This is a genomic window from Amycolatopsis sp. WAC 04182 (assembly GCF_003947465.1).
Taxonomy (GTDB): Bacteria; Actinomycetota; Actinomycetes; order Mycobacteriales; family Pseudonocardiaceae; genus Amycolatopsis.
The window spans coordinates 380,777-407,526 of sequence record NZ_QHJJ01000004.1 but is presented as its reverse complement, the minus strand read 5'-3'; the positions used below and the strand labels follow the sequence as shown (position 1 = coordinate 407,526).

General features: G+C 68.4%; 26 protein-coding genes. 11 read left to right on the top strand and 15 right to left on the bottom strand.

Going from position 1 to position 26,750, the window contains the following annotated elements; translation table 11 throughout:
• Window positions 1-25 precede the first annotated feature (25 nt).
• Window positions 26-2,170, top strand: a complete 2,145-nt coding sequence (locus DMH01_RS22130) for an ATP-binding protein (protein ID WP_125679167.1) — start codon at window positions 26-28, stop codon at window positions 2,168-2,170.
• Here the strand turns inward: DMH01_RS22130 and DMH01_RS22125 are convergent.
• From DMH01_RS22125 to DMH01_RS22090, 8 genes are all read right to left on the bottom strand, one after another.
• A complete protein-coding gene (locus DMH01_RS22125) occupies window positions 2,151-3,629 on the bottom strand; it encodes a hypothetical protein (RefSeq protein WP_233621636.1) in 1,479 nt (492 codons plus the stop codon). The two genes, DMH01_RS22130 and DMH01_RS22125, sit on opposite strands and share 20 nt — an antisense overlap.
• Before the next feature lie 125 nt (window positions 3,630-3,754).
• Window positions 3,755-4,381, bottom strand: coding sequence for a response regulator transcription factor (locus DMH01_RS22120; protein WP_016330621.1), 627 nt, complete (start codon window positions 4,379-4,381; stop codon window positions 3,755-3,757).
• Window positions 4,382-4,390: 9 nt separating this feature from the next.
• Window positions 4,391-6,910: a M14 family zinc carboxypeptidase gene (locus tag DMH01_RS22115; RefSeq protein WP_125679165.1), complete on the bottom strand. Its 2,520-nt coding sequence runs from the start codon at window positions 6,908-6,910 to the stop codon at window positions 4,391-4,393.
• A 69-nt stretch (window positions 6,911-6,979) separates the two neighbouring features.
• Window positions 6,980-7,942 carry a hypothetical protein gene (locus tag DMH01_RS22110; protein ID WP_125679164.1) on the bottom strand — a complete coding sequence of 321 codons (963 nt, stop codon included), beginning with the start codon at window positions 7,940-7,942 and terminating at the stop codon, window positions 6,980-6,982.
• Window positions 7,932-9,944 (bottom strand): hypothetical protein, encoded by a 2,013-nt coding sequence (locus DMH01_RS22105; RefSeq protein ID WP_125679163.1) that lies wholly within the window; start codon window positions 9,942-9,944, stop codon window positions 7,932-7,934. Before DMH01_RS22105 ends, DMH01_RS22110 begins: the two co-directional genes overlap by 11 nt.
• Complete coding sequence (locus DMH01_RS22100) at window positions 9,941-10,702, bottom strand: hypothetical protein (RefSeq protein WP_125679162.1); 762 nt, start codon at window positions 10,700-10,702, stop codon at window positions 9,941-9,943. Before DMH01_RS22100 ends, DMH01_RS22105 begins: the two co-directional genes overlap by 4 nt.
• A gap of 94 nt (window positions 10,703-10,796) precedes the next feature.
• Window positions 10,797-11,477 (bottom strand): Crp/Fnr family transcriptional regulator, encoded by a 681-nt coding sequence (locus DMH01_RS22095; RefSeq protein WP_158633250.1) that lies wholly within the window; start codon window positions 11,475-11,477, stop codon window positions 10,797-10,799.
• A 10-nt stretch (window positions 11,478-11,487) separates the two neighbouring features.
• The gene (locus tag DMH01_RS22090; RefSeq protein WP_125679160.1) at window positions 11,488-11,847 is read right to left on the bottom strand and encodes a nucleotide pyrophosphohydrolase; all 360 of its coding nucleotides are present in this window, start codon (window positions 11,845-11,847) and stop codon (window positions 11,488-11,490) included.
• 150 nt (window positions 11,848-11,997) lie between these two features.
• Here DMH01_RS22090 and DMH01_RS22085 point away from each other — a divergent pair, with 150 nt between their 5' ends.
• From DMH01_RS22085 to DMH01_RS22065, 5 genes are all read left to right on the top strand, one after another.
• The gene (locus DMH01_RS22085) at window positions 11,998-12,858 is read left to right on the top strand and encodes a nitrate- and nitrite sensing domain-containing protein (RefSeq protein ID WP_125679817.1); all 861 of its coding nucleotides are present in this window, start codon (window positions 11,998-12,000) and stop codon (window positions 12,856-12,858) included.
• Window positions 12,855-14,168: a hypothetical protein gene (locus tag DMH01_RS22080; protein ID WP_125679159.1), complete on the top strand. Its 1,314-nt coding sequence runs from the start codon at window positions 12,855-12,857 to the stop codon at window positions 14,166-14,168. The genes DMH01_RS22085 and DMH01_RS22080 overlap by 4 nt, the downstream gene beginning before the upstream one ends.
• A gap of 157 nt (window positions 14,169-14,325) precedes the next feature.
• Complete coding sequence (locus DMH01_RS22075) at window positions 14,326-15,882, top strand: DUF1841 family protein (RefSeq protein WP_125679158.1); 1,557 nt, start codon at window positions 14,326-14,328, stop codon at window positions 15,880-15,882.
• A gap of 68 nt (window positions 15,883-15,950) precedes the next feature.
• Window positions 15,951-16,250, top strand: coding sequence for a type II toxin-antitoxin system Phd/YefM family antitoxin (locus DMH01_RS22070; RefSeq protein WP_233621635.1), 300 nt, complete (start codon window positions 15,951-15,953; stop codon window positions 16,248-16,250).
• On the top strand, window positions 16,247-16,663 hold the full coding sequence (locus DMH01_RS22065) for a type II toxin-antitoxin system VapC family toxin (protein WP_125679157.1): 417 nt from the start codon (window positions 16,247-16,249) through the stop codon (window positions 16,661-16,663). The genes DMH01_RS22070 and DMH01_RS22065 overlap by 4 nt, the downstream gene beginning before the upstream one ends.
• A 47-nt stretch (window positions 16,664-16,710) precedes the next feature.
• On the opposite strand, the gene DMH01_RS43055 is transcribed toward DMH01_RS22065, so the two are convergent.
• The 3 genes from DMH01_RS43055 to DMH01_RS22055 all read right to left on the bottom strand — a co-directional run bounded on the left by DMH01_RS43055 (window position 16,711) and on the right by DMH01_RS22055 (window position 19,075).
• Window positions 16,711-16,881: a hypothetical protein gene (locus tag DMH01_RS43055; RefSeq protein ID WP_199745587.1), complete on the bottom strand. Its 171-nt coding sequence runs from the start codon at window positions 16,879-16,881 to the stop codon at window positions 16,711-16,713.
• 462 nt (window positions 16,882-17,343) lie between these two features.
• Window positions 17,344-18,276, bottom strand: a complete 933-nt coding sequence (gene coaA / locus DMH01_RS22060; RefSeq protein ID WP_125679156.1) for a type I pantothenate kinase — start codon at window positions 18,274-18,276, stop codon at window positions 17,344-17,346.
• Window positions 18,277-18,433: 157 nt separating this feature from the next.
• Window positions 18,434-19,075 carry a macro domain-containing protein gene (locus DMH01_RS22055; RefSeq protein WP_125679155.1) on the bottom strand — a complete coding sequence of 214 codons (642 nt, stop codon included), beginning with the start codon at window positions 19,073-19,075 and terminating at the stop codon, window positions 18,434-18,436.
• A 97-nt stretch (window positions 19,076-19,172) separates the two neighbouring features.
• Between DMH01_RS22055 and pheA the strand changes: the two genes are divergently transcribed.
• The 3 genes from pheA (at window position 19,173) to DMH01_RS22040 (ending at window position 21,503) form a co-directional block, all read left to right on the top strand.
• A complete protein-coding gene (gene pheA, locus DMH01_RS22050; RefSeq protein WP_125679154.1) occupies window positions 19,173-20,081 on the top strand; it encodes a prephenate dehydratase in 909 nt (302 codons plus the stop codon).
• Window positions 20,078-20,698 (top strand): histidine phosphatase family protein, encoded by a 621-nt coding sequence (locus DMH01_RS22045; protein WP_125679153.1) that lies wholly within the window; start codon window positions 20,078-20,080, stop codon window positions 20,696-20,698. Before pheA ends, DMH01_RS22045 begins: the two co-directional genes overlap by 4 nt.
• A gap of 154 nt (window positions 20,699-20,852) precedes the next feature.
• A complete protein-coding gene (locus tag DMH01_RS22040; RefSeq protein ID WP_125679152.1) occupies window positions 20,853-21,503 on the top strand; it encodes a DUF4232 domain-containing protein in 651 nt (216 codons plus the stop codon).
• Here the strand turns inward: DMH01_RS22040 and DMH01_RS22035 are convergent.
• The 4 genes from DMH01_RS22035 to DMH01_RS22020 form a co-directional block, all read right to left on the bottom strand.
• Window positions 21,500-21,937 (bottom strand): hypothetical protein, encoded by a 438-nt coding sequence (locus DMH01_RS22035; RefSeq protein WP_125679151.1) that lies wholly within the window; start codon window positions 21,935-21,937, stop codon window positions 21,500-21,502. The two genes, DMH01_RS22040 and DMH01_RS22035, sit on opposite strands and share 4 nt — an antisense overlap.
• Window positions 21,938-21,998: 61 nt before the next feature.
• The gene (locus tag DMH01_RS22030; RefSeq protein WP_125679150.1) at window positions 21,999-23,258 is read right to left on the bottom strand and encodes an MFS transporter; all 1,260 of its coding nucleotides are present in this window, start codon (window positions 23,256-23,258) and stop codon (window positions 21,999-22,001) included.
• A 223-nt stretch (window positions 23,259-23,481) separates the two neighbouring features.
• On the bottom strand, window positions 23,482-23,832 hold the full coding sequence (locus tag DMH01_RS22025; RefSeq protein WP_034309691.1) for a metallopeptidase family protein: 351 nt from the start codon (window positions 23,830-23,832) through the stop codon (window positions 23,482-23,484).
• Between the two features lie 4 nt (window positions 23,833-23,836).
• A complete protein-coding gene (locus DMH01_RS22020; protein WP_125679149.1) occupies window positions 23,837-24,826 on the bottom strand; it encodes a septum formation family protein in 990 nt (329 codons plus the stop codon).
• A gap of 95 nt (window positions 24,827-24,921) precedes the next feature.
• Here DMH01_RS22020 and DMH01_RS22015 point away from each other — a divergent pair, with 95 nt between their 5' ends.
• Complete coding sequence (locus tag DMH01_RS22015; RefSeq protein ID WP_233621634.1) at window positions 24,922-25,527, top strand: hypothetical protein; 606 nt, start codon at window positions 24,922-24,924, stop codon at window positions 25,525-25,527.
• Window positions 25,528-26,694, top strand: a complete 1,167-nt coding sequence (locus tag DMH01_RS22010; protein WP_125679148.1) for a glutathionylspermidine synthase family protein — start codon at window positions 25,528-25,530, stop codon at window positions 26,692-26,694. It abuts the gene before it with no gap.
• Window positions 26,695-26,750: the final 56 nt, after the last annotated feature.

Genomic DNA, 26,750 nt, shown 5'->3' with positions numbered 1-26,750 from the left:
CCAGCCGTGACGAGGGGAACACGCCGTGTGGGAAGCCGTTCTGGGTGAGGCCGTGAAAGCGCTGGCGGTCGGCGCCGCCGGCGGGGTGAAGGACCTGGTGGCCAAGCGGCTCGCCCGTCGCCGCACCGCACAGGACGTCGAGGCGCTGCTCGCGGATCCCGCCAGCGCCGAGCGGGCGGTCCGGGAACTGGTCGAAACCGATCCCGGCTTCGCCGAGCGGTTGCAGGAGATCCTCGCGGGAGACGGTACCGGCGTTCGCGATGTGCCGGGCGCGCCCGCGCATTTCGTCGACCGGGACAGGGAAAGGCGAAGCGCTTCGGGGCCGGGCGTCCACGTCATCACCGGGCCGCGCGGGGCCGGGAAGAGCGCGCTCGTGTACCGGCTCGCGGACGACCTCCGCGACCGCTACCCGGATCAGGTCTATGTCGACCTCGCGGACTATCGCGACGGCACCGTCCTGCGTCACTCGGAGGTGGCGACCCGGGTCCTGCGCGCGCTCGGGGTCGAGACGAATCTGATGACCACGGACACCGCCGAGCTGTGGGCCCAGTACCGGTCGGTCACCGCCCGGCGCCGGTTCCTCCTGGCACTGGACAACGCCGAAGTGGCCGCGGACATCCGCGAACTGATCCCCTCGTCGCCGTCGAGCCTGGTGCTGGTGACCGCCATCCGCCAGGACGACGACTTGCTGACCGGCAACGTCGCTCCGCCGATCGAGCTGGAATCCCTCGAACGGGACTTCGCGCTCGAACTCCTCGGCAAGGCGTCGGATCCGGCGGCCGTCGAGGCGGAACGCGACTCCGCCGCCGAACTCGCCGCGCTGTGCGACCACATGCCGTTCGCCTTGGTGCAGGCCGGCGTCCGGATCCGCAAACGCCTGCGGCGCGGCCCCGGCGCGGTCGCCTCGGTACTGGCCGATTTCCGGCGGACCGGGGTGCTCGGCGGAGTCGACGTCATCGCGATGGCGTTCGAGCAGTCGTTCGCCGAGTTGTCCGCCGACGCCGCGGAACTCTGCGAACTCTTGGCTGCCCATCCCGGGCCCGATTTCACGACGGCGTCGGCGACGGCGGTCTTCGGCAAGCCCGCCGGAGACGCGCTCGACGAACTCACGGACGCGGGGTTCCTGGCGCCGACCGGCACTCCCCGGCAGCGGCTGTTCAACCTGATCCGCGAAGGGGCGCGCCGGCGCGGGACCCGGGACGTCGCGACCGATCGGGCGTTGCTCTTCTTCCGCGACCAGGCCGTCGCCGCGGACCACCTCACCAGTCCGGACCGTCTGCGCCGCTACGCGCCGATTTCCGTGCCCACCCCGGATTTCGAGCGGAAGGCGCCGCTCGACTGGGTCGAGGACGCCCGGGAAACCTATGGCGCGCTGGCGTATCAGGCCTTCGAGCGGAAACGGGACGTCGAACTCGGGCAGATCTGCGGCGCGCTGGAAGTGCTCATGCTCAACCGTGGGCACCACCGGCTCTTCGCCCACATCAACCACTGGGGACTGCTCGCGGCGAGACGGCACGGCGATCCGGCCCTGACCACGAGGATCCTCAGCCAGCAGGGCCGTACTTTCTTCCTGCTGCACGACTTCGACCGCGCCCAGCCGCTGCTGGAGGAGGCGCTCGAAACGGTCCGGACCCTGGACGACCCGGCGCTGGAGTCCTCCGTGCAGGAGTTCTGCGGCCGGTTCCACGAAGAGAAGGGGCTCCTCCCGGCCGCCGCGGACTTCCTTTGGCGAGCCGTGACACTGGACCGCGCGATGGCCGAAGCGGGCCGCCGGTCACTCGGCATCCACAGCCGCATGCTGGCGAACGTGCTGCTGAAAGGCGGTGCGTACGAACAGATCTGGGCGTTGCTCGCCGAATCCGCGCAGCAGTTCCCCGCGTCCGACAGCCGGAACCTCGGCCGGGTGTCGATGGTCCGGGCCAAGTACCTCCGGACGATCGGCCACTACGACGACGCCGAACGCGAATTGCTCGAGGCGTGGCGGCTGGTGTCCGGTGCGACGCAGTACACGGCCGAGTTCGAGGAGGAGTTCGGCAGGCTTTTCGCGGCTCGCGGGGACCACGGCCGGGCGCACACGCACTTCCAGCGTGCCTGGCAGACGTACTTCGACGCGGGGCATCCGCGGGAGGCGGAATTCCGTTCGGTCCTGGCTAACAGCGGGAGACGGTGACCGGCTGCCCGTTGACCGCGTGCGTCCCTTCGACGTCCGCGTGCGAGACGAGCAGAAGGTGGAGATGACTCGCCAGCAGTGTCGGGTCCGTTTCCGCTGACAGCAGGAAATCGCCGCGGTCCCGGGCCCGCGCGAGACAACCGCCGGGGGCGGGAGCGGCGACGAGCCGGGCGAGCGGCCAGTGGGCGAGCAGCTCGTCGAACCGGCCGGGGTCCTCGGTGAACACGATGGCCGCACCGTCCAGTTCCCGCAGGGTCGCTTGATCCGCGTGGGCGAGAACATGCCGGTGGCGCAGGCCTTCCGGCCGGGTGGACGCGGGAAACCGCACCACCTTCCCGGTTTCGTCCCAGCCGGCGGCGAGCGCGGCCACCGGATGGGTCACCGGTGCCGGAGCGGGCACGGGCGGGAAACCGGGACGGGGATCCGGCCGCTTCAGGTCGAGGAGGTCGTAGAGCACGTCGCCCAGCCGCGGACCGCTCGCGGCGTCCTCGACGGCCTGGTCGATGACCGGCCGGTAGCGATCCGGCACAGGGTTCGCGATGGTCGTGTCGATCTGCTCGCGCAACCCCGTGTCCGCCACTTCGGCCGTGGCCCGCGTCAACATCGCGAGGGGCGAGTCGTCCACCGTCGTGGTCGCGGCGGACGGGGCGAGGAGGACGGGTTTGCCCGCCGCGGCGGCGTACAGCGCGGCGGAGCCCTGATCGGAGAGCACACAATCCGCCGCCAGCAGCGCGGCCTGCCAGCCGTGGTCCGGGGGAACGAGCGTGAGCCCCGCGGCGAGTTCCGGGCGAAGCCACGACTCCAGCTGCCACGGGCTGTGCGCCGCCCACACCCCGGGATGCAGGGTGAGAACGATCTGGTACTCGTCGAGCGGCAGTTCGGTCAGCAGCCGGTGGGGCAGGTGCGGATGCCTGGCGTAGAGCGAATGCCTGCCCCAGGTCGACGCGATCGCGACGACCTTCCGGTTCCCGGAGCCGAGCGCCGCGCGGTAGGCCGACACCCGGTGCCTGCTCGCCATCATCCGGTCGTGGCAGGGATCGCCGACGACGACCGCCCGGTCCAGCGCTTCCGGGCAAGCCGCCTTCAGCTGTTCCCGTTGCACGGAATGCGAAAGCGCGATCGCCGCCGGGATCACACGGTCATGGTGCAGGAGCCGATCCGGGTCCATCCCCGACGTGACCCGGCCGCCCGGATAGTACTTCTGGTAGCCGATCCCGTGCGGCACCAGCAGAATCGGCCCGTTCAGCTCGTGAAGGGCGTCGTTCTCGCTCGCCGCGAGGATGAGGTCGAAGGTGTTCTTCGCGGCCTGTTCCCACGGGGTGACGGCGACGCGCAGGGCACGCAACGCGTCACTCACCCCGGCCGAAAGGATCCCCGGCCGCGCCTCGTCGAAGGTGAAGGTCGTCTGGATCCGGAGATCGGCACTCGTCAGGGTGAGGATGTCCTGAAGCCGGTTCAACGTCGTCAACGTCCGGACGACCACGAGGAGCTGTCGTTCGGGAGCGTTGGTCAGCCAGGAGCGGAAACCCGGTTCAACCGGGACCTTCGGCCAAAACGACGGGGGGGGGGTACCTTTTTCGCGCACTACCTGTCCCGGCGCGCGATCCACGCCGCCGCCTGCGTGCGGCGCTGCATGCCCAGCTTCGCGAGGACCGAGGTCACGTAGTTCTTCACCGTCTTCTCGGCGAGGAACAGGCGTTCCGCGATCTCGCGGTTGGACATGCCCTGCCCGATCAGGTCCAGCACCTCGCGCTCGCGTTCGGTGAGGGAACCGAGCTCGTCCTCGGGCGGATGCCGCAGCTTGTCGAGCACCCGCGCCGTCGACAGCGGGTCGAGCAGCGACCGGCCCGCCGCGACCTCGCGGACCGCGTTGACGACGTCCTGACCGCGGACCTGTTTCAGCAGGTACCCGGCCGCGCCCGCCATGATCGCGCCGACCATGGCCTCCTCGTCGTCGAACGCGGTCAGCATCAGGCACTGCGGCGGGTTCGGCTTCGACCGCAGCTCGCGGCAGAGCGCGATGCCGTCGCCGTCGCCGAGCCGCACGTCGACCACCGCGACGTCCGGCTCGACGTGCATCGCCACGGCCAAGGCCTCGTCGACCCCGCTCGCTTCGGCGACGACCTCGATGTCGGGCTCGTCGGTGAGGAGGTCACGCAGACCGCGCCTCACCACCTCGTGGTCGTCGATGAGCAGCACCTGGATCGGCATACCCCCACGTTACTTCGCGGCGGCCCAGTAAATCGCCTTGGCCACCTGCGAGTACAAGCCCTTCGGGTGATCGCGGAAGAGCGGTTCGGTGCCGAACAGCACCGCCCGCCCGCCGAGCCCCGAGGTCCCGGACACGACCGCGGCCTGTCCCGCCGCCTGCAGCGGCCCGCCCGTCCCGTCGTCCTGGGTCCGCCAATGCCCCGCGACCAGCGGGTTCCCGCTGGCGTAGCGCTGCTCGACACTGACCGAGGAGCCGAGATCGGTGAACCAGAACGGCCCGTAGACGAACGAGTCCGGCAGCGCCCCGCTTCCCACCGGGCCGGTCCCGTTGACCACGGAGACCACGCCGTTCCCGTCTTCCCAGCCCGCCACCGGACGTGCTTCGAGAAGTCCCACGTCGGTGTTGAACCGCGCGCCCGTGGCACCACGCGTGACCACGCCGCCGCGAGCGAGGAAGGCGCGCAAAGCGTCCTTCGCGGCCGGATTCAGATCGGTGTAGCGCAGTCCTGAAGAGACGAACAGCAGGTCCACCCTGGACCAGTCGAAGCCGGCGTTGAGCACCGCCGCCGACACCGGGCGCACGTCGAAGCCCATGTCCCGCAGCGCTTTCAGCTCGTCGGGTCCGACGGCGGCCGCGACGGTCTTGCGGGTCAACGGCGTCGCCGTCCCGCGTGCTTCGGTGAACCGGACGCCGTAGCGGTCCGCCACCTCGGCGGCCGCCGGGCGCGCCGACGCGGGGACGACGATCGTGCCGTCGTCCGTCCGTCCCAGCGCGAGACCCCGGTTCAGCAGGTCGTTGACGGCGCTGACGTCCTTGCCGTCGACGAGCTTCAGCGCGAGGTCACGGCCGGGCGCGGCGTCGATGCCACCGGTGGGCGACGCGGCGACGACGTCGTGCGCACGGACGTCGAGCCTGCCCTGCTTGACGATGTCGACCGACGCGCCCCACAGCAGGCGGTGACTCCAGCCGGAGATGTCGTACATGACCGGCACCTTCGCCGAGATGTCGCTGCCCTGCTCCAGCATCACGTTCGCCAGGCCGCGTTTCGGCTGGTGCATGTCGACCACGTACGAACCGGCCGGATACCGGTGCCCGGCCAGCGAGAACGGGCGGTCCGCCTGCCGCACGCGGACGTCGTTGGCCACCAGGTGGTCGACGAGACGCGAAGCGGCGACGGCCGAACGCTGGTCCGCGCCGGAGGGGATGACGTACGCGCGCGGGAACTCCGTGCGGTAGCGGTCTTCCGGTCCGAAACCGGGCACGAACCCATCGGGGATCTCACGCTGTGCCTCGCCCGCCGTGCCCCGGCGGAACATCTCGATCTGGTTCGCGATCAGCTCGCCGCGGTTGCGGTCGACGTAGGTCAGCGTGCTGCCGATGGTGGCCTCGACGACCTCGGTGTTGATCACCGCGCGCCGCTGGAGCTCCGGCACCGGCTGCGTCTCGTAGTCCGCGTTGTTGACCCGCATCGGGATCTCGATCGTGAACGACACCGCGCCGTGGTACATCGCGTACTGGGCGGTGTAGATCGGCGCCCAGCCGTCCCAGCTGCCGGGTTCGTAGTCGCGGAACGGGATTTCGGGCTTCGCCGTCTCCGGCCGTCCGAGCGCCTGGACCGCCTTCTCCATGCCGAGCCCGTTGGCGTACCCGTGCTTGAGGTAGAGGTCGAAGTCGTAGTTCTGGCCGTGCGGCGGGGTGGTCGGCTCGATGAGCGTGTTCGCGACGTAGCCGTGTTCGTCCAGCATCATCAGCGGCTGCTTGCCGATGGCGATCCCGCGCATGGCCCGCACCTCCGGCTGCGACGCGGTGACGAAGTCGCGGTTGGGGTCGAAACCCTGCGACGTCTGCCGCGTGCCGGCGACCCGGCCGTCCGGGTTGGCCGTGACGTTGAAGTAGAAGCGGTTCCGTTTCAGCAGTTCGGCGGTCTGGTGGTCGTTCGACGTCGCCAGCTTCTCGATGACGCGGAGCGCGCCGTCGGTGCCTTCCCATTCGTTGCCGTGGATGTTGTTGTTGATCCACACCGGCGCCTTGTAGCCGTGGCGCAGGAACGGGTCGCGCGCGGCGCGGGCCGGATCGTTCTCGATCAGCGAGCGCCAAGCGTCCTGCCGCCGCGTCTCGGACGGGCTCTCGGGCGCGGTGAGCGTCACCAGATAGAGGTCGCGACCGAGGCCCGACTGCCCGGCGATCTCGACCGAGATCCGATCACTGCGCGCCTGCAACGCGTTCAGCTTCGGCGCGATCGCGTGATACGGCGCGAGGCCGAGCTTGATCGACTTGTCGGCCGTGTTCTCCGGGTACACGCGCAGCTTGGTCTTGCGCGGATAGCCGGAACGGTCGCCCGCGAGATTCTCGCCCGCCGCGGCCCGCGCGACGCTCATCGGCTGATCGGTCGCGGCGATCTCATTGCGTTCCGGCCCGTTGCCGGGGTCCCGGTGCGTCGTCGGCGGCGGCGCCGCGTAGGCCGGCGCGGCGACCGCGCTCAGGGACAGCACGAGGGCCAGGAACACGGTGCGAGCCGAACGCGACAAGGGCCACCTCCAGGGAACGTCGGCACAGTGTTTCCGCCGAACGAACGCCCCACAAGACCCGAAAGGCGGCTATGTCGATTTGGAGCCGTTCGGGCTTTCGGCCAAGGTCTCCTCGAGAGACTCCCGCAGTAGGTTCAGCGAGCTTCCTCTGTCGGGCGACGTGATGCTGTTCAGCCACGCGACCCGCATCTCGTGCAGGTCGAAGTCGTCGGCTTCGCTCATCAGCCGTCCGACCGCGTTGCGGAATGGATCCTTGGGGTCGACCAGGATGCGGCCGATGGGGATGTCGTGACGATGGATGTAGTTCAATACCTCCTGAACCTTTTCCTTGTCGTTGCTCAAGAGCATGGCGAGCAGGCTGACCTGGCCCGAGTCGATGACCTCCGTGTAGAAGTTGATCCGTTCCCGGTCCATCGCCCGCTGTTCGCGGTCGACGATCCGTGCCCGCCGGATTTCCTCGAGCGAGTGCCGATGCAAAGCGCCTTCTCCGGTGAGCCGGAACAGCGTGCTGGCATCTCCCCAGGAAATTGGCCCTTCGCGAAGTGGAATCATGTGGGCGAGTGCGGTGTCGGCCTTGTCAGCGATGCCCTCGATCTCGTCGAGTCCAGCCTTGCGGACCATCGGCCGTAGGCGGTCTTCGGCCGCGTTGCGGATCGCGTCGAGATGATCGAACTTCGGTTGCTTGATGAGCCCCACCGGGTCGCTCACGTGCCAGGCCACGGTGATGTCGCCATCGACGATGGCGCCTTCTTTCTCCGTTTCGAAGACACTGGTGAACCGCATGGTGGTACGAGAGATATCCACTTCATAGAGGCGTTTGATCGTCTTCGCCCGAGCCATCCCGAGCGTAAGCTTGATGACCCCGGTGGTCGAGCCGACGTGAAGGTTCGAGCAGGCCCACATGCCGTCGTCGCACTCGGCCACAAGGACCGTTGTAGGCCTTCTCTTCAGTTGATGGCGGAAAACGGTACGGAACAGCCGGGTGTGACGGCGCACCGAACTCCAGGATTCGTAGGCGGAGTCAGCGGGCATCGGAGATCTCCTTGAGTGATCGGGCAAGCGCGTTTCTCAGCGGTGCGGTTTGACGGGGGTCTTCGGCGAAGGCCTTGCGCAGGTAGAAGCTGAGCCGACGGATCAGGATGTCGTCAGGGCTTGTGAAGAGCAGACGCAGCAAGCCGGCGATGTGACTGTTCGACTCGGCTTTCCATTCGGCCTCCACCGCCCACAGGGTCAATCCGGAGAGCGCCTTCCGCCGAAGCTTGCCGTCCTCCAGTAAGGCCGTGATCAGGATTCTGACCGCGGCCGTGTCCCCTTCGGCGAACGAGATCGTCCGCCCGTTGAGGGACAGCGCGGTCAGTGCGCAGCGCAGGGCGATCTGCCGGGAAGTCGCACCGCCTTCAAGTATCCAGACCGGCAGTGTGCTCAAGACAAGACTTCGATTATTGGGCTCGGCGAGTAATGAACTTATCGTCTTTCCTATTTCGATCCCTAATTCCGGCGTGGCGTTCTTGGTCAGCCGGCGAAGACGGAGTAGGGCAAACTCGGGTTGACTGCGGCCGAACTCGCCACCAAGGGCGATGGCTGCAGTCATCCGGCAGCTCAGTTGGGTTCGGGGATTGCACCACGCGTGGAGGAAGTTCTTGATGACCCGAACGTAGGAACTGTTCGCAGACATCCCTCGTAATGTCATCGCTGCCAGCGACTGAAGACTCTCCGAGCCATCGTATGCCCAGTTGATGACCCAGTCCATCACCTGGCGTTCCGCAGCCTTCGCCAGCAGGGTGCCGAACCGGGTCATTGACTGGTCGTGGCCTGTTGCGCCCGGAATCAGGATGGAACGACTCACGCCGGCCAGCCAGTCTTGGATGATCGGGCGAATCCGCTCATGCTCCTTCCAGACGTACAAGAGCAGTCGCTCACCCCAATCCGGCCTGGAGAAGATGATCGGTTCCGGGTCGACAGGCATGAGCTCGTCAGCGGGGCGCGGCTTCGCCTGGGCCCGCCGGAGCCGGTCGCCTCTGCTTTCCCAGAACAGGTTCGGCGGCCGGTAAGGCCAAATTTCCCTGTTCTCCGGGTTCTTGAGAACCTCTTCCAGTTCTTTCGAGGCCGCCGCGATAGTGTTGTAGGGGCAGTCTTCGAAAAAGGCGATAGAAATGGCCAAAGCTCTTATCTGCAGATCCTTGTTCTTCTCGAACCAGGATTTGACATCCTCGTCCTGCCGTCGGTAGAGGTTCTCCTTGACCTCTTCGATGTCGTAGTGCCCTTGAGCGGCTTCGTGCAGCTGGCGTGCGACCTCGGCTCCCCGGCTCGGCCTGCTGTAGTCAGGAAGTGCCCTGTCCAGCTCGACTTGGCCGAGAAGGCCCGCGTGCTGGATTTCCGGTATACCTCTGGCTTTGAGATGGGCCTTCGCCACGTCCGCGGTGTCCGGCGCGACGATCTCGGCGAGATAGGCCTTTACGTTCGGGTCACGCACATCCTCGGCACCGAAGGCGATGACCAGGAACGAGCCACTTTCCCGGAGGAACCGTTCAAGGCTGAAGAGCGTCCGCCAGGTGAGTCCGTCGGCCCAGTCTTTGGTGGTTATGTCGTCCCACAAATAGCCGGTCGGGACGGTGGGCTTTCTCAGTGTGGCGAGGTCGTTGAGCGGCCGAAGCGGGTCGAGCTGCTGTAAGGCATCGAGGTTGAGATCGATGAGCATCCGTACGCCGGCGAGGGTCCGTCCGGTCGACCGCCCACAGAGGACGAGCACCCTGCGATCGCGCAGGACGCGAAGCGCGTTCTGATATCCGCCCGGATGGCAGAACGCCTTGATCGCCTCCTTGACCATGGCGTCCGGTACCGGTCCGTCGACCAGGCTGGTCGTGACTTCCGGTGCGTCGGTGCGGTCTGCTTCTTGTGGCTGCGGGCCGAAGTTGTTGAACGTGTTGTTCACGGTGCCCGAGTTCTCCATCACCGTGTTGCCGGTGACAGCGGCCTGGGAGTCGGGTTCCGGGGCGGGGACTGGGATCTCGCCATTCTCCAGCGTTTCGGTCACGGGTTTCCGCCGGGCTGCTGGTAGGTCGCGGTGATCTTGCCATGGTTCGCGCCGAGGAAGTTGTTGCCCTCCAGCCCTCCCTGGATGACTATTCCGCCAGGCGCGGGCTGCCCGTGCGGTGCAGAAGCCGGCTGTTCGAGGGGCTGCGCTGACGGTTCGGGCAGGGACAGCTCGCGGACCCGCTCGGCATCGAGACCAGGAATCCAGATCCAACAGTCCTCGGTGAATTCCTTGTTGATCACCTCCACTTTGCCGAAGTCATGCGGCAGCAGGCGCTGGGTGTGCCGGCTACGCACCGCGACTCGGTAGGCCTGGTCGGACACGACGAGCGCGACCGTCACAGGGTTCTGATCCGGCATACGTCGAACGACCCGTTTGAACTCGGCCGCGTCCAGCAGCCGGGCGAGCTCGATCGTGGGTCGTTGAAAATTGTCTTCTTCGGTGATGCGTACCGGCGCCGTGTGTACTGCTAGCCGGAGCCTGATCGCCGGACGATGAGCCCTGTTGTGTAGATAGAGCTTGCCCTGCAGGAAGTAGGCGGCATCGATCAAAGCAGGCAGCTCGGATTCGGGATAGACGGCCAAAGCCCCGTCGCCGGTCGACGAGTAGTTCGCCCGGCTCCGCTCCTCGACTCCGACATGTTCCAACGCTTCAAGGACGAAATCCGTGGCATTCCCCCTGACCTCCTCCAGCAGGTCGTCGTCCACACTCGACGATCCGATCACGTCGTAGCCGAACAGGGCGCCGGTCTTGGGCATCTGTCGCATGGTTCGCACCTCTCTGTGGCGGTATGCACGAAGAGTTTTAGGTGCGAAGGCAATCCGTTCTCCCGGAAAACCGGGGGACGGGAGATCAGGGCTGTGCTAGAGGCCAGCTGAGGAGCCGGTGCGGATCGTTCATGACGATCTGCAGCCGCCCTGTCGAGATCAGGCCTGCGGCACGCAGCGCGACCAGGACCTCATCCACCGATTTTTCTGCCGCCGCGACGCTTTGGGCGAGTTCTCTACGGCTGAATCCGCGGATGACCACTTTTCCGCCGGGCTCCGGGCTTCCGTACATAGCGGCCCATGAGGCCAGTTTTCGGCTGACTCGAGCGGCCACACTCTCGGACGCGTAGGAGAGTCGCTCCTGATCAGAATCACGCAGGCGGTCGCGTATGACGCTGAACACATGGGCCATCGCTTCAGGGTGTCTGCGGATGAAGGAACGGAAAGCCGACCTGGAAACCTCGGTCACCTCCCCGTCCACGCGTCCGGTACCGCAGGTCGAACGCGGGATTCCTTCCAGCGCGCTCGTTTCGCACAGCAGGTCGCCGGCACCTCGGAAGCCGAGAATGAGCTCGGTTCCCGCTGGGGAGATCATGTAGACCTTGATCGAGCCTGACTCGACCAGGAACACATTCCCTGGCGCGTCGCCTTCCATGAAGAGCTGATCACCTGCGGTGAACTTCCTGGTCGTTCCCAGCTTCCGGAAGTCGGAGAGCGTGATTCGCCCTAGCCGGGAGGCGAAGGTCGACCTGGGCGCACCATCCACGCATCCAGTCTCACTGATCATCCGACCTGCTGGTACCGCCCGAACGGGCTGATTGATCGGGCGCCGGGAAGCGGATTTCGTTCCGGTCGATCTTGGCGTTCGCCGCCTCGATCAGGTCCACCCCGAGGCTGTTCGCGAGCTGGAGCAGGTACAGCGTGACGTCGGCGATCTCGTCGACGACGTTGTGCGCCAGTTCAGGGTCGGAGCGCCACTCCGCGGACTCCTCCGGGGTGAGCCACTGGAACAGCGAAGTCAGCTCGCCGACTTCGCCGGACAGCGCCATGACCAGGTTCTTCGGTGTGTGGAACGGTTCCCAGTCCCGTGCCGCGGCGAAGTCGCGGAGGCGCTGGTTGAGATCGTCGAGTGTCACGTGCCGTGCCTACCAGATCGTCACGGTGCGCTAACGGCCGTATGGCGGACGAGCGTTGACGTGCAAAGTGCAACTTGCATAACGTCGCTCGGCGTCGGGAGACCATCCGGAAGGAAAGTCTTGACGTATCAGCGAAGCCTTCGGTCTCGCGTGCTCTCCATCGCGTTCGTGCCGAGCGCGGCCTTGGTGCTCGTCGCGTTGTTCATCGGCGGATTCCTCGTCCAGCAGGCCATCGAGGACCGCGACGACGCCGAGAACGGAGCGGTCACCCTCGCCGAGGCGAGCCGGCGGATCGCGTCGCTGCAGCGGGAGCGGGCGGTCGCGTTGAAGGCGCCCGGCAGCCGCTCCGCCACCTACACCGCGTACGCCGACCGCATCGATACCTCGCTTTCCTCCGTGCGCGAGATCGCGCGGGCGGCCCCCGACGCCGAGGTCGGCTACCAGCAGACGATCGCCGTCGAGCTGCTCACCGCGGTCGAAGGCATGGACCGCAGTGATTCCCTCGCGGTCGCCGGGATCGACGACGCGGGGCGCCGCGACTACGCCGCCGCCGTGGGCGCCTACCGGTCCAGGCTCGACGCGATCGCCGGAAAGCTGACGGACAGTAGTCGCCAGACCTACCGCGAGCTCGTCGGGAGCGAGGACTGGGGCCGGTTCGGCGCGGTCGAAACCGCGTTGAGCGCGGCCACGCCGCCGCCCGTCGGCCAGGCCGCCTGGCGGGTCGCGGCCGGCGTCGTCGGCCGGACCCTCGGCGATCTCACCGCGCGCCAGATCGAGTACTCGGCACAGCTCGCGATAGACGGCGGGCGCCGGGTGCTGAGCGGCGCGCTCGCCGCCGCCGGGGCGATTTCGCTGCTCGCGGGGGTGGTGATGGCGATCGTCATGCAGCTCGCCCGTCGGCTGCCGATGACGACGCTGACCTGGTCACACCTGGTGAGCGATTACGCCGAAAAGAGCACGCTGTTGGCCCACACGAGTCGGCGAAGCGGTCGGGCAGACTTGTCCGGGTGAGTTCCCCGACGGATCTGCGCCCCTACCTGCGTACCTTGGACGCGGAAACGCTGGCGGACCTGCTGCACGCCCAAGCCGAACGTGACCCTGCGTTACGGCAGGCACTGGAGAACCGTTTCGCCACCCAGGGGAGTGACGTCGCCGAGGCGCATCGCCTCCTCGACACCGCCGTGCTGGCGGGCAACGTCGAGTACGCCGCGAAGGTCGGGTCCGTCCTCGACACGCTTCAGCGGCTTCTCGACGCCGGCAGCCGGGCCGATCTCGCCCCGCTCGCCCGTCGGACCGTGGACGACATCAGCGAGATGCTGGAGCAGATCGACGACGCCTCGGGCGAGGTCGCGGACCGGCTGGACCGGGCCGTCGAGCTGTACGCTCGGGCCTGCGTGGCGCATCCGCCGGACCCGGAGAGCCTGGCCGCGTGGATCCTCGAAGTGGAGTTCGACGGCCCCGGCTGGCCGGTCATCGAGCTGGCCGACTTCGCCTCCGCGCTGGGGGACAAGGGAATCGCGCGGATAAAGTCCACTGTGGACAGCGTGCTGGCGGAGCATCCTTCCGGTGTGAAACGCGAGACCGCCGAGCGGCTGCGCGAGGAACTGGCGGAGGTGACCGGCGACGTCGACGCGCTCGTCGCGATCCTCGCCGCCAAACCGCCGCGGGTGGACGTCAGTCTCAAGATCGTGCGCGTGCTGCGCGCGGCGGGACGGCACAGCGAGGCCATCGCGCATGCGGCGCGGGCGCTCACGCACGACAAGAAGGAGGAGGCTCCTCCGCCGGAGGAAGAACCGGTTCCCTTGTCGCGCAAGGACTTCGACGAGAATCCCACGGCCGCGACGTACCTCGCGCTGCGCGAGGAGTCGCTGGAAACGGGCCGCTGGGTCGCGCAGCGGAAGACCGCGCTGGCCCGGTTGCGTGAACTCGCCGCCGGTGGCACGGAGGCCGCCGACGAACTCGTCCGCGCGTTGCTCGGCGAAGACCGCGCGGACGAGGCATGGCGGGCGGCGGTGCGCTTCGAGGCGTCTTTGCCGGTGCGGGTCGAACTCGCGGATTCCCGTTCCGTCGCCCATCCCGCCGAAACCATTCCCGTGTACCGGGACCATGTCGAAGAATTGATCACGCGCAAGGATCCGAACGCCTACCGCGAGGCGGCCCGGCATCTGCGCAAACTGCGCACGGCGCACAAAAAGGCCGGTACGGCTGAAGAATTCAGCTCGTACCTCGGCACATTGGTGGAAATACACAAACGCAAGACGCGGCTGATCGCCGAGGTGAAAGCGGCGAGAATCGCGATTCCCAAACCGGTCAGGGCGTAACCGCGCCCGCCGACTGTCGTTATTCGCAGTGCACCGAGGAAACCCGGCGAAGTCGCGGTGGTCGGTGAACCGGTGTCCGCCCGCGTCCTGGACCCCGTGTTCCGCGCCCAGGACCACCGCGACGAGCCCGGCCGGGTCCGCGTGAAAACATGTCGCCATGAGTCCGGTGAGCCGTGCCCGCAAGAAGGCAGCCCAGCCCTCCACCCCGAGTGTGACGGGCCTCTTCAAGGACGTCCTCCGGGACTTCTCGACCCTGGGTGCCGAACCCGAGGTGCTCGACGTCGAGCTGCTGACCTCCGAGGTGCTCGGCCAGTGGTGGGAGATCGAGCTCGAAGAGGACGAAACGCCGCTGGGCCTGGAGCTCATCGCGTTCGCCGAGCGGAAGATCACCCCCGCCGCGGCCGCACTGCTGGCCGGGCTGAAGGTCTTCGCCGAGACCGAGGAGGAGCGCGAGGCTGCCGCTTCGGCGCTGAACACCGTGCTGGGCCGCGGGATCCCGGAACCGGAATGGGTGGCGGACCTGGCCGCGGTGACCGTCGGGGAATGCTGGCGGACCGGCGACGTCTTCGGCGACGAGTCCTCCCTCCTGTGCGTTTTCTCCCGCGGCGGCGCCGAGCACGGTTTGCTCGCGCTGGTCGACTTCACCGAGGGCGGCCGGATCCGCGACGTCGTCGTGGTCGACAAGCCGCAGGACGTGCTGGCCGAGATGCGGCAGCAGGCCGCCGACGACCCGGAACTCGTCACGCTGGAGCGGGTGCTGCCCGAGCGTGCCCATCAGCTGCTCGCGGACGGGCTGGCCGCGACGGACGTCGTCGAGGAGCCCGACGTCAGCGAGGACTACGCGCGGTTCCACGCGCTCGCGCTGGCCTGGATCCGGGCGCTTCCCGCTCCCGAGCCGTCGCCCGAGATCGCCGAATGGCCCGAGCAGGTCCGCGAAGAGGTCGTCGCCGACTTCGTCGGGTCCGGGCTCGTGGAGGACACGGAGGCGACGCGGTTCTACGCGCGCCTGCTCGTGGATCACGGCTGCGAAACCGAGCCGGGCAGCCCGCTGCGGGTCGGCCCCGAGAAGCTTGCCCGGTTCCTCGAGTCGCTGCTGGACGGCGAGTTCGAGATCGACGAGGCCTACGAAGACGCGCTGGAGCCCGCTCTGCTCGGCTGGGTCACCTGGGCCGCCGACCGCGCCGGGCTCCCCGAGGCCGCGCGCGTCGCGCTGCTGGAGAGCGCGACCGAGTTCCTGGAGGAATTCGCGCAGGACGAGGACTCGACGCTCGACGTCTACTTCGACGGCTCCGAAGGCATCGAAGACCCGGCGGAACTCGCGGAAGCCCTGGCACGCCGGATGTTCGCCGTCCCGACGGTCTACGCGGAGATCGGGGACGAGGAGCTGGAACTCGAACCCGCCGACCCCGAGCAGCGCCGCCTGCTGGTGATCGGCGAGCACCCCGAGTACCACGAGGCGCTGGCCGAGGAGACCTTCGACGGCGAACCGCGGATGCGGCTCGCGCTGAAGACCACGATCGTCGACCAGCTCTGGGCCGACGAGCCCGCCGAGGTCTGGCAGGCCGTGCGCCGGCTGAGCGAGACCGGGCAGGAGCGCGACGAGATCTTCGACCGCCTCATCGACGCGCTGTCCGCCCAGCTCACCGAAGCGGGCGAGCACGAGATGGACTACGACATCGACGACTACCGGAAGGCGCTCGGCGAGCTCGCCTGATCACCGGATTCCCCGGTCACCCCCCGCCGGCCCTTGCCAACCCACCTCCTTCTGTCTAGTCTGTCTAGATGGAGGCAGCAACCTGGCAAGTGCAGGACGCCAAGCAGCGGCTGAGCGAGCTGCTGCGCCGAGCCGCGTCCGATGGGCCGCAGTTCGTGACGAAACATGGGGAAGAGGTGGCCGTGGTGCTGGACATCGTGGATTACCGCAGATTGACCGGAAGCGGCGAAGCCGTCGATTTCAAGCTCGTGCTTTCCGGGGAACAGCACCACCCCGAGTACGGGGAGGCGCTGGCCGACGTGCTGGAGGAGATCGCCGCCGAACGCGCCGAAGACCTGCCGAGGGACGTCGTGGAGGTGAGCGGGTGAGCTTTCTGCTGGACACGAACATCGTGTCCGAGGCTCGGCGCCGCACGCAGAACCCGGGTTTCGCCCGGTGGTGGGGTGGAGTGTCGTCGAGCAGGCTCTATCTGAGCGCGCTGACGGTGGGGGAGATCGAGCGGGGGATCACGAAACTCAGGCATCGAGGGGAGCGGGACAGGGAGCGCGCGGATGCGCTGGCCGACTGGCTGGCCGGGCTCACCACGCAGTTCTCGGAACGGATCCTTCCGGTGACCGCCGAAATCGCGGCCGAATGGGGCAGGCAGTACGCGCCGCGGAAAGTGCCGTCCATCGACGGGCTGATCGCCGCGACCGCCCGGGTCCACGAGCTGACCCTGGTCACCAGGAACCTCGCCGACATGGCCGGGCTCGGTGCGCAGCTGCACAATCCGTTCGACTGAGCCCGTTCGACTGGGCGGACCTCCGCCGCGGTTCAGCGTGCCGCGGTTCAGCCCAGAGGTGCGGCGGGGGTGCCCTTGCTCTCCGTGACTCGCTGCTTCTTCCGGCGACGGTCCCCGCGGGCGTCGTCGAAGTCGACGACGAAGGCGCCGGCGGCCATGGCCACCAGGAGTGCGAGTCCGAGAATCGAGCCGACCCAGGTCAGGATGATCGAGAACATCGTGAGCCTCCTCCCTGCTCAAGGTCCTTTTCGAGACCTCGTGAACCCCTGAGACAAGGGTCGCCTCGGGGGGCTGTAGCCGGTATCGGCCAACCGGTTACACGTACTGAGCGTGGATCGGCCGATCGGCCGAGGAAACCCGCCGGCCGACAGCGGTGCGCGACCGGCGCACACCACCGGCTCTCCGGTGGTGCGAAGGCTGGTCCTTGTGAGGGAACGGCCGGAAACCACTCGCGTGATCGGCTTCCGGCGAAGTGATCTTGGAACCCGTCGTGAACGCTCGCCGTGAGTAGAGAATCCGGGGTGCCCGGTCACGCAGTGTCGTGGTCTCGAAGACGTGACTCCGGTGTGCGGAGGCCGATCACGCGAGTTCCGCCTTCAAGCACGCGAGTTACGCCCCCGATCACGCGAGTTCTGCCTCTGATCACGCGTGGTGCGGCTCCGGCCACGCGAGTTCCGGCCTCAGAGCTTGCGCAGCCGGACCCGGTTGATCGCGTGATCGGCGTCCTTGCGGAGCACGAGGGTCGCCCGGGGCCGGGTCGGCTTGATGTTCTCCATCAGGTTCGGCTCGTTGATCGTGCGCCACAGGTGGCGTGCCTCGGCGCGGGCCTCGTCGTCCGGGAGGCCGGCGAAGTGGTGGAAGTGCGACGCGGGGTCGGCGAAAGCGGTGTGCCGCAGCTTGAGGAAGCGCTCGACGTACCAGCGTTCGATGTCGGTCGTCGGCGCGTCCACGTAGATCGAGAAGTCGAACAGATCGGAGACGGTGAGCCGAGGGCCGGGCTGCAGGACGTTCAGCCCTTCGAGGATGAGGATGTCGGGCCGCTGAACGACCTGTTCCTCGTCGGGAAGGATGTCGTAGGCGAGGTGCGAGTACACCGGAGCGCTGACCCGTTCCGCCCCGGACTTCACCTCGGTGACGAACCGCAGCAGCGCCCGCCGGTCGTAGCTTTCCGGGAAACCCTTGCGGTGCATGATCCCGCGCCGCACCAGTTCCGCGCGCGGATAGAGGAACCCGTCGGTGGTGACCAGGTCGACCCTGGGGTGATCCGGCCAGCGGGCGAGCAGGGTGCGCAGGATGCGCGCGGTGGTCGACTTGCCGACGGCGACGCTGCCCGCGATCCCGATGATGTACGGCACCTTGGTGCCCCGGCTGTCTTCACCGAGGAAGGTGGTGGTCGCTTCGTACAGCCGTTGCCGGGCGGCGACCTGGAGATTGATCAGCCGGGAGAGCGGCAGGTAGACCTCGGCGACTTCGGCCAGGTCGACCTGTTCGCCGAGACCGCGCAGCCGCAGCAGTTCCGCGGCGGTCAGCGGCAGAGGAGTCGACCTGCGCAACTCGCGCCACTGCTCACGGTGCAGCTCGACGTAGGGACTGAGCTCACGGACCCGCGGCATCGCACACTCCTCGCCCGTCGCCTGCGCTGGCGCCGTACAAAACCGTGTTGACGAGTTCTCGGCGGGTGAACGTGCCTCGAACCGGATGAAGCCGCTTTAACGGTAGGGCTTACGGCTCGTGAACGCGCTGCGATGTGATGTACCCCGCTTCGGGGCGTTACCGTCCGTTACGGGGACGGCCGGGGGTGAAGACCTCGGTCCACGCCGCGGCGACCTGCCGCGCGCAGGCCGCGGGTGCGATCCCGCCGAAGCCGGTGCCGAGTCCGGGCATCGCGATCGTGTGCACGAGATCACGGACGCGGCCCTGGTCGAGGCTGCCGTCACGCCAGTGCCGGAACACCGCCCGGGCGGCCAGGTACGGGTGCACGGTGTCCCGCGGGAGCTGTTCGCCGGGTTCCCGCATCGTCGGCGCGCTGATCAGCCAGGCGGGCTCGGCCTCGCCGGTCGGCACTATCACCGCTTCGCCGATCGGGAGCTCCCCGCCGTGGTAGGCGAGGATGGCGCTGCGCACGTTCTGCTCGACCTCGGGATAGGCGCGGGCGTAGACGGCGTCGATGCCGCCGCGCATCCAGCCGTAGGAGTTCGCGGGGCTGACGACGGCCTGCGCGACGACGTCGAGCACGGACCCGCGGTGCACGAAGACCCGGCCGTCCACAGTGTCCGCGACGGTCGTCCAGGCTTGTGCGAGCAGGTCATCGACGGCGCACAACACCAGCTCCGGACTGGGGCTGTCCGGCAGGGGAGCGAAGGAGGAGCCGGCGTCCTCGTGGCCGGTGCGTGTGCCCGGTTCGGCGGTCACGCCCTAAGCATGGCAAAAAAAGCCACCCGGCGTAACCGGTGCGCGTACCGGCTGTCCGAGTGAAAGTCGCCACCCGCGCCGTGCGTAATCTGGCGGGGTGTCACGGATCGCTTACTTCGGCCCCCAGGGAACCTTCACCGAACAGGCCGCGCGCCGGCTCGCCCCCGGTGAGGAGCTGATCCCGGCGGAGACCATCCCCGCGGCGCTGGCCGCGGTGCGCTCGGGCGCGGCCGACGCCGCGTGTGTCCCGATCGAGAACTCCGTCGAGGGCGCGGTCACCGCCACCCTCGACAGCCTGAGCGAGGCCGAGCCGCTCGTCGCGGTGGCGGAGGTGCTGCTGCCGGTCCATTTCAGCGTGCTGACCCGGCCGGGCACCACCGAGATCCGCACCGTGGCCAGCCATCCGCACGCGCTCGCCCAGGTCCGCCACTGGGTCGAGGCGAATCTGCCGGGAGCGCGTCCGGTCGCGACGTCGTCCACGGCGGCGGCCGCGGTCGCGGTGGACGCGGGCGAGTTCGACGCCGCCGTCACCGCGCCGGTCGCCGTCGAGCACTATCCGCTGGAGGTGCGGGCCACCGAGGTCGCCGACGTCCGCGATGCCAAGACCCGGTTCATCCTCGTCCGCGCGCCCGGCGAGCTGCCGGAACCGACCGGGGCGGACCGCACGTCGATCGTCGCCGCCGCGACGAACCGCACCGGTGCCCTGGCTGAGCTGCTCACCGAGCTGGCGGTCCGCGGGATCAACCTGACCAAGCTGGACGCCCGCCCGACCAGGAACAACTTCGGCGAGTACCGCTTCTTCATCGACTTCGAGGGGCATGTGGCCGAGCCCAGGATCGGCGACGCGCTGGCGGCGTTGCGCCGCCGGTGCCGGAACGTGCGGTTCCTCGGCTCCCACCCGCGCGCTGACAACGGCACGACCGAGATCGAGCCGGGTGCCGCCAACGACGATTTCACCGACGCGATCGGCTGGGTCGAGTCGGTCCGGAAGGGAGCACAGGCGTGAAACTTCTCCTCGTCCGCCACGGCCAGACCGAGGGCAACGTGCGAGGCGCGCTCGACACCGCGTTGCCGGGGCCGCCGCTCACCGAGCTGGGTCGCGAGCAGGCCCGGGACCTCGTGACGCGACTGGACGGCGAGCCGATCGTCGCGGTCTACGCCTCGCAGGCGGTCCGCGCCCAGCAGACCGCCGCGCCGCTGGCGGCGAAACTCGGTCTGGACGTCCAGGTCGTCGACGGCGTGCACGAGGTCGCGGCGGGCGACCTCGAAGGCAAGACGGACAAGGACTCGATCACGACCTACATGAGCGTCGTGCGCCGGTGGACGCTCGGCGAACTCGACCCGCCCATCCCCGGCGGCGAGACCGGTGCGCAGGTCCGCGCCCGCATGCTCGACGCGGTCGCCCGGCTGCGCGCCAAGCACGAGCAAGCCGACCCCGACGGCACGGTGGTGCTGGTGAGCCACGGCGGCGCGATCCGGCTGGGCGGCGAATGGCTCGCCGGCAACGTGACCGCCGAGGTCGCCAACCAGGGGCTCATCCCGAACACCGGTGTCGTCGAGCTCGTCGCGACCCCGGCCGGCTGGACCTGTCTCACCTGGGCGGAAGCCCCCGTCGAACCCTGACCAGGGACGTTTGCCTCCGCATCCACCGGGGAATACACCCCACAAGATCGATTAACACCTTGTGGGGAATTAACCGGTGGAGCGCAACCCCCACGGCGGACAACACGTCTACTGGACGGTGGGTCACCCGGCAGCGTCCGACTCAGGGAGGCGAATGACCATGGTTCGTTCGAAACTGATCTCCATCGGCGGTCTCGTCGCGGGTACCGCCGGGCTTCTGCTGCTCAGCGCCTGCGGTTCGGAGACCGCGCCCGTCGCGCAGAACACGTCCGCGTCGCCGTCCAGTTCGGCGCCGGACACCTCCGCCGCGCCCAGCGCGAGCTCTTCGAGCCCGGCGCCCGCTCCGCAGCCCGCACAGCCGCCCGCGCAGGCATCGAAGAACGACGGGCTGTGCAAGGCGGGCGACGTCAAACTGTCCATCCAGGACAGTGACGCCGCCGCGGGCACGGTGTACCGCAAGCTCGTCATCACCAACGCGAGCGGGCATCCGTGCACCGTCCAGGGCTTCCCCGGCATCTCCTACGTGACCGGATCCGACGGCCACCAGGTCGGTGAGGCCGCGTTCCGCGACGGCGCCAAGGGCGGCCCCGTCCAGCTCGCCAACGGGGAGAACGCGATCGCCGACGTCGGTTTCGTGAACGTTCGCAACTACGACGAGGCGGTCTGCAAGCCCACCGAGACCCGAGGGCTGCGGGTATACCTGCCGCAGGAGACGGCCTCGAACTTCGTGCCGGTGCAGGGTCTCGGCTGCGCGGGGAAGATCCCCGGCAACCAGCTGACCGTCAGGACCGTCCACAAGGGCTAGAGCTGGGTGCAGAGCTGTTCGGCCCGCGCCAGGTGCCGCTGCCCCGAGATCTGGTTGAAGTGCAGGCTGAACACCATCCGGCTGACCCCGTCGATGTGTTCGGCCAGCGGCCGGTAGGTGTCGTTGGCGGCGGCCGCCGCGGCGGAGAGTTCGCGTGCGGCCGTCATCCGGTGCAGGACCTCGGGGGCCAGGACGGCCACGGTCCGTTCGCCGGGTGCCGAGTCGGTGGTGTCCGGGATCGTGCCGACCCTGGCCAGCGCCGAACAGGCGTCTTGCGCGTCTTCGAGCGCCCCCGCGTTGACGCCCGAGAGCGCCCACAGCATGCCGATCACGCCGCCGCCGATCACGAAACCGGCGACGGCGGTGAGTACTTGCGGGCGTCTCGAAGGTTCTGTCGTCCCCACGCCGGCCTCCGGCACCAGTGTCTGCTGCATCGCGGACCTCCCCGTCACCCGTGGCGGTGATGGGCTATTTCAGCACCAAAGTCCTTTGTTTTCACCGGTCTCGGTGGAGAACCCGCTCCTCCGTGGCCGATTCGTCATCGAAGGCTCCTTGCCGTAACGAGACGAACGCGAAACCGGCTACTCCGAACAGCAGCAGCCCGGACGTGAGGAAGGTCCGGGCCGGGGAACCGAGGGCGTGGGTGAGGACGCCGCCGAGGAGGGCGCCGACCGGGATCGCGCCCCAGACGACGGTGCGCCACACGCCGAGGACCCGGCCGAGCAGATCGCCGGGGACGAGGGTGTGCCGCGCCGTCCCGAGCACGATGTTCACCGCGACCACGGCGGCCGCGAACAGGCCGAACAGCGCCGCTCCCACCACCGGCGAGCTCGTCAGGCCCATGCCGGTGAACGCCGCGCCGCAGCCGGCCGTGCCCCCGAGGAGCACCGCGCGACGGCTGGTCGCCTTCACCAGCCGCGGGGCGACGGCCGCGCCGAGCAGGCCGCCGATGCCGCCGACGAACGCGAAGAGCCCGAAGGCCGCTTCGCTGAGACGCAGGTACTCGATCGCGTACAGCACCAGCTGCGCCTGCGCGAGCTCGCTGACCAGGCTGATCAGCCCGGCGATCACGACCAGCCGCAGCATCAGCTTGTTGTGCTTCAACCAGCGGAAACCCTCCGCCAGCTCGGTGCGGAGATCGGCGGGCGCGTGGTCGGCGGCTCTCGGCCGGTAGCTCCCGGCGAGGCCGAGCAACACGGCGGCCGCGATCGCGAAGCCCACCGAGTTGAGCAGGAACGGGAACGTCGCGAAGAGAGCGAAGGTGGCGCTGCCGACTGGCCCGCCCAGGAAGGTCTGCCCCACGATCTCGCACGCCTGGAGCTTGCTGTTCGCGCTGTCGAGCGAACCCTTGCCGACGACCGCCGGAATGAGCACGTTCGCGGCGCTGTCCGCGACCACCTCCGCGAAGCCGATGAGCAGGGCGGCGGCGTAGACCAGCCAGATCGTCACCCCGCCCGACGCGACCAGGGCGGCCGTCCCGCCGACGACGACCGCGCGGACGCTGTTCGCGAGGATCATCGCCCGCCGCCGGTCGACGCGGTCCAGCAGCGCGCCGGCGGGGAGCGCGAACAGCAGCCATGGCAGGAACTGGGTCGCCGAGAGGCCGGCGATGAGCAGCGGATCCCGCGTCAGGGTGACCGCGAGCAGCGGGAACGCGACCTTGCCGATCCCGTCGCCGAGGTTCGACGCCGCGCTGGACGCGAGCAACCAGCGCAACCGCCGGTCACTCCTCCCTCGTGCCGTCGACTCGGCCATGGACGCCTCCCCAGGCATTCGCCGGCGCCGGCCGACGACAACGTGTCGAAAAGTTTAGCGGGGGCTGTCGCCCAAAGTGGCTGGGTTGTTACGCCCAGTTAAGAAATCGGAGAACCTGTGGTGCTCCACGCACAAAAATCACCGACCATGCCGCCTTCGGCGCGGAATCCGCCGTGTCTCTGGCGGGGGAGCAAGGGACCTTTGCTACCGCCTCTCCGGCGGCTCAGCCCCACCCGAGTTCGTGCAGGCGCGCGTCGTCGATGCCGAAATGGTGGCCCACCTCGTGGATGACCGTGATCAGCACCTCCTCGACGACGTCCTCCTCGGTGTCGCACATCTCCAGCAGCGGGCGCCGGTAGATCGAGATCCGGTCCGGCAGGACCCCGCCGTACTCGTGGGTCCGCTCGGTCAGCGCGACCCCGTGGTACAGGCCGAGGATCGTGGGCGACTCCTCGTTGAACTCCTCCACGAGTACCACGACGTTGTCCATGGCGTCCGCGAATTCGGGCGGGAGCTCGTCCAGCGCCTCCGAAACCAGCTCCTCGAACCGCTGCTGGGTCATCTCGACGGGCACGCGATCACCCTCCGGTCTTCGGGGGCGAGGACGACGTGGACGACGCTGCCGGCGGGGCCTCGCCGGTGCCGACCTTGACGCTCCCGGTGACCGGGGCCAGCCCCTTGTTGTCCGGCAGGACCGCCGCCACCTTGCAGTTCACCAGCGTCGACCCGGCGTCCCAGCTCTCCTGCTCGCGGACGTCCCAGCTGAGGATGAGCTTCTTCTCCGCCAGGTCCGCGTTGCCCGTGTACTCCTGCGCGGCCGTCGAGCAGGCGGTGTCCAGCCAGGTGTTCTGCTGCTCCTGCGACGGGTAGCCGTCCTTGAATTTCGTCTTGAGGTCGAGCGTCGCGATGATCTCGTACGAATGCGCCTGCGCGCAGTCGATGGGGTCGCCGAAGCTGTTGTTGAGCAGCGCGAGGCAGGTGCCCGGCTCCCAGACGGCCGACTGGTCCTGCTCCTTCGCCGGCCCCTTGGTCGCCTGGAGCTTGCCGCCCTGGCCCGCCCACTGCAGACCGCACCGCAGCTGCCGGTCGCCGTCCGCCCACTGGGCGGGCGTCGGCCGGAGCAGGTTCATGCTCAGCTTGCCGTACGGATCCAGCGCGCGGCCGAGGTACGGCTTGACGTCGATCGTGCACTGTGACCTGGAGATCTCCTGCCACTGCTCCAGGTTCGGGCTCGGCGCCCCCGGCGGGTACTGCGCGCCGATGTCGACGATGCTGGTGACCTCGAACAGGTGGGCCTCGGCGCACGGCACGCGCCGCGCGTCGGTGGCATCCGGATTGTTCCAGGTCAGACAGGTGCCAGGAGGAGATTGGAACGCCTCGGCCGCGGCGGGCGACAGTTTGGGGGCGCCGCCGCCCGCACCGCCCTCCGGGCCCACGTTCCACGAAAACGCCACACTCAGCGAAAGCGCGATGATCGCGCCCGCGAACACACCGGCCATGACGAGCCGGGTGCGCAGGGTGCTCAGCGCGTTTCGCGGATCACGGAACCGCTCGGCCTGTTGAGACATCCACTCCATGATGCCCGCGCCGCACGTAAGGTGCGCGTACCGGGTGGTTAGTGTTGAGACACGGGTTCGGGCCGGCGGGCGATTACGGAGCTTCGATGACGCAGGATGACAACCAGGGGGCACAGGCGCCTCAGGAGCCGCCAAGGCGCGGCTCGATGCGCTTCCAGGACAGCAACACGCAGGCACGGCAGCCGTCGCTGGCCGAGCAGCGGGCACGGCAGCAGGCGCTGGCCGAGCAGCAGCGCCAGGAGGCGCTCGCGGCCGAAGCCGCCCGCGCCGCCGAGAAGAAGTCTTCGACCAAGAAGAAGATCCTGATCGGCACCGGCGTGACCGTCGGCCTGGTCGGCTTGGTCGCGACGTTCTACACGGTCGCGAAGCCGGAGAACGTCACGGCCGTCTGCACCACCAAGGACGGGATCGTCGACCAGGACGACAACTGCGACGAGCGGTATGTGACGTCCCACGGCGGCTACCACTCCGGTGGCTTCTTCTTCATCCCGATCGGCGGCGGCGGGTACAACAGCTACCGCTACAACTACGGCGGCACCGGGACCATCGGGCAGCGCGTGTCGGGTGGCTCGTACACCGCGCCCTCGAACGCGAACGTCAGCACGAAGTCGGGCAAGTCCGTCCAGCGCGGCGGGTTCGGCATCAGCGGCAAGAGCGGCTCCGGCGGCAGCGGCAAGAGCGGGGGCTCGTAGGTGTACCGGGATTCCAAGCCGCCCCGGCGGGACTGGCAGAACATCGTCGAAGAGCAGGGGCTGGTCTTCGGCACGCCCGCCCGCGACGGCTCCGGCAAGTCCCGGCCGTACTGGGACGAGTCGGTCCACTACGTCTTCGACATGGACGAGATCCTGTCCGTCGAGGCGGACGTGGAACTGCTGCACTCGATGTGCCTCGAAGCCGTCGACAACGTGATCACCACCGAGCAGTACCACCGCTTCGGCATCCCCGAGTGGGTCTGGCCGCATATCGCCGAGTCGTGGAAGCGGCAGGATCCGCACGTCTACGGCCGGTTCGACCTGCGCTATGACGGCAAGAGCCCGGCGAAGCTGCTCGAGTACAACGCCGACACCCCGACCTCGCTGCTCGAGGCCGCGGTGCTGCAGTGGCACTGGAAGACCGCGGTCTTCCCCGAGAACGACCAGTGGAACTCGATCCACGAAAAGCTGGTCGAGCGCTGGGGCGAACTCGCCGACAAGCTGCCGTCCAACGAACTGCACTTCACCTGGTCGTCGGCCGATCCGTCCGGTGAGGACCACGTGACGACGGCGTACCTGCAGGAGACCGCGGCCGAGGCCGGGCTCGACACCGTCGGCCTGTCGATCGAGGAGATCGGCTGGGACCCGGTGCTCAAACGGTTCGTCGACCTCGAAGAGGCGCAGATGGCGACCGTGGTGAAGCTCTACCCGTGGGAATGGGTGGTCGACGAGGAGTTCGGCCGCTTCGCCGTCGAGACCATGCCGCGCACGCTGTGGGTCGAGCCGCTGTGGAAGATGATCCTCTCCAACAAGACGCTGCTGGCGATCCTGTGGGAGAACTACCCGGGGCATCCGAACCTGCTTCCCGCCTTCGCCGACGACCCCGGTCTGCTGACCGAGTACGTCCGCAAGCCGAAACTGGGCCGCGAGGGCGCGAACGTGCAGATCGTCGCGACCGGGTACGAGACGCAGACCGACGGCGTCTACGGTGCGGAAGGGTTCGTCTACCAGGCGTTCGACCCGCTCCCGGAGTTCCAGGGCTACCGGCCCGCGCTCGGCGCGTGGATCGTCGGGGACCAGGCCGCCGGCCTCGGGATCCGCGAGACCGCGGGCCTCGTCACCGACGATGGTGCGGCGTTCGTCCCGCACGTCATCGTCGAGTCGTGATAGAAGCAACCGCACAAACCTGACATTTCTGACCAGCACGTACCTCTGGGAGCACC

Excerpts from the sequence above, each read along its gene's own strand:
- DMH01_RS22120 (WP_016330621.1), bottom strand. The coding sequence starts at position 4,381 with ATGCCGATCCAGGTGCTGCTCATCGACGACCACGAGGTGGTGAGGCGC.
- DMH01_RS22110 (WP_125679164.1), bottom strand. The coding sequence starts at position 7,942 with ATGCCCGCTGACTCCGCCTACGAATCCTGGAGTTCGGTGCGCCGTCAC.
- DMH01_RS22100 (WP_125679162.1), bottom strand. The coding sequence starts at position 10,702 with ATGCCCAAGACCGGCGCCCTGTTCGGCTACGACGTGATCGGATCGTCG.
- DMH01_RS22075 (WP_125679158.1), top strand. The coding sequence starts at position 14,326 with ATGAGTCCGGTGAGCCGTGCCCGCAAGAAGGCAGCCCAGCCCTCCACC.
- DMH01_RS22070 (WP_233621635.1), top strand. The coding sequence starts at position 15,951 with ATGGAGGCAGCAACCTGGCAAGTGCAGGACGCCAAGCAGCGGCTGAGC.
- DMH01_RS43055 (WP_199745587.1), bottom strand. The coding sequence starts at position 16,881 with ATGTTCTCGATCATCCTGACCTGGGTCGGCTCGATTCTCGGACTCGCA.
- coaA (WP_125679156.1), bottom strand. The coding sequence starts at position 18,276 with ATGCCGCGGGTCCGTGAGCTCAGTCCCTACGTCGAGCTGCACCGTGAG.
- DMH01_RS22040 (WP_125679152.1), top strand. The coding sequence starts at position 20,853 with ATGACCATGGTTCGTTCGAAACTGATCTCCATCGGCGGTCTCGTCGCG.
- DMH01_RS22035 (WP_125679151.1), bottom strand. The coding sequence starts at position 21,937 with ATGCAGCAGACACTGGTGCCGGAGGCCGGCGTGGGGACGACAGAACCT.
- DMH01_RS22030 (WP_125679150.1), bottom strand. The coding sequence starts at position 23,258 with ATGGCCGAGTCGACGGCACGAGGGAGGAGTGACCGGCGGTTGCGCTGG.
- DMH01_RS22020 (WP_125679149.1), bottom strand. The coding sequence starts at position 24,826 with ATGTCTCAACAGGCCGAGCGGTTCCGTGATCCGCGAAACGCGCTGAGC.
- DMH01_RS22015 (WP_233621634.1), top strand. The coding sequence starts at position 24,922 with ATGACGCAGGATGACAACCAGGGGGCACAGGCGCCTCAGGAGCCGCCA.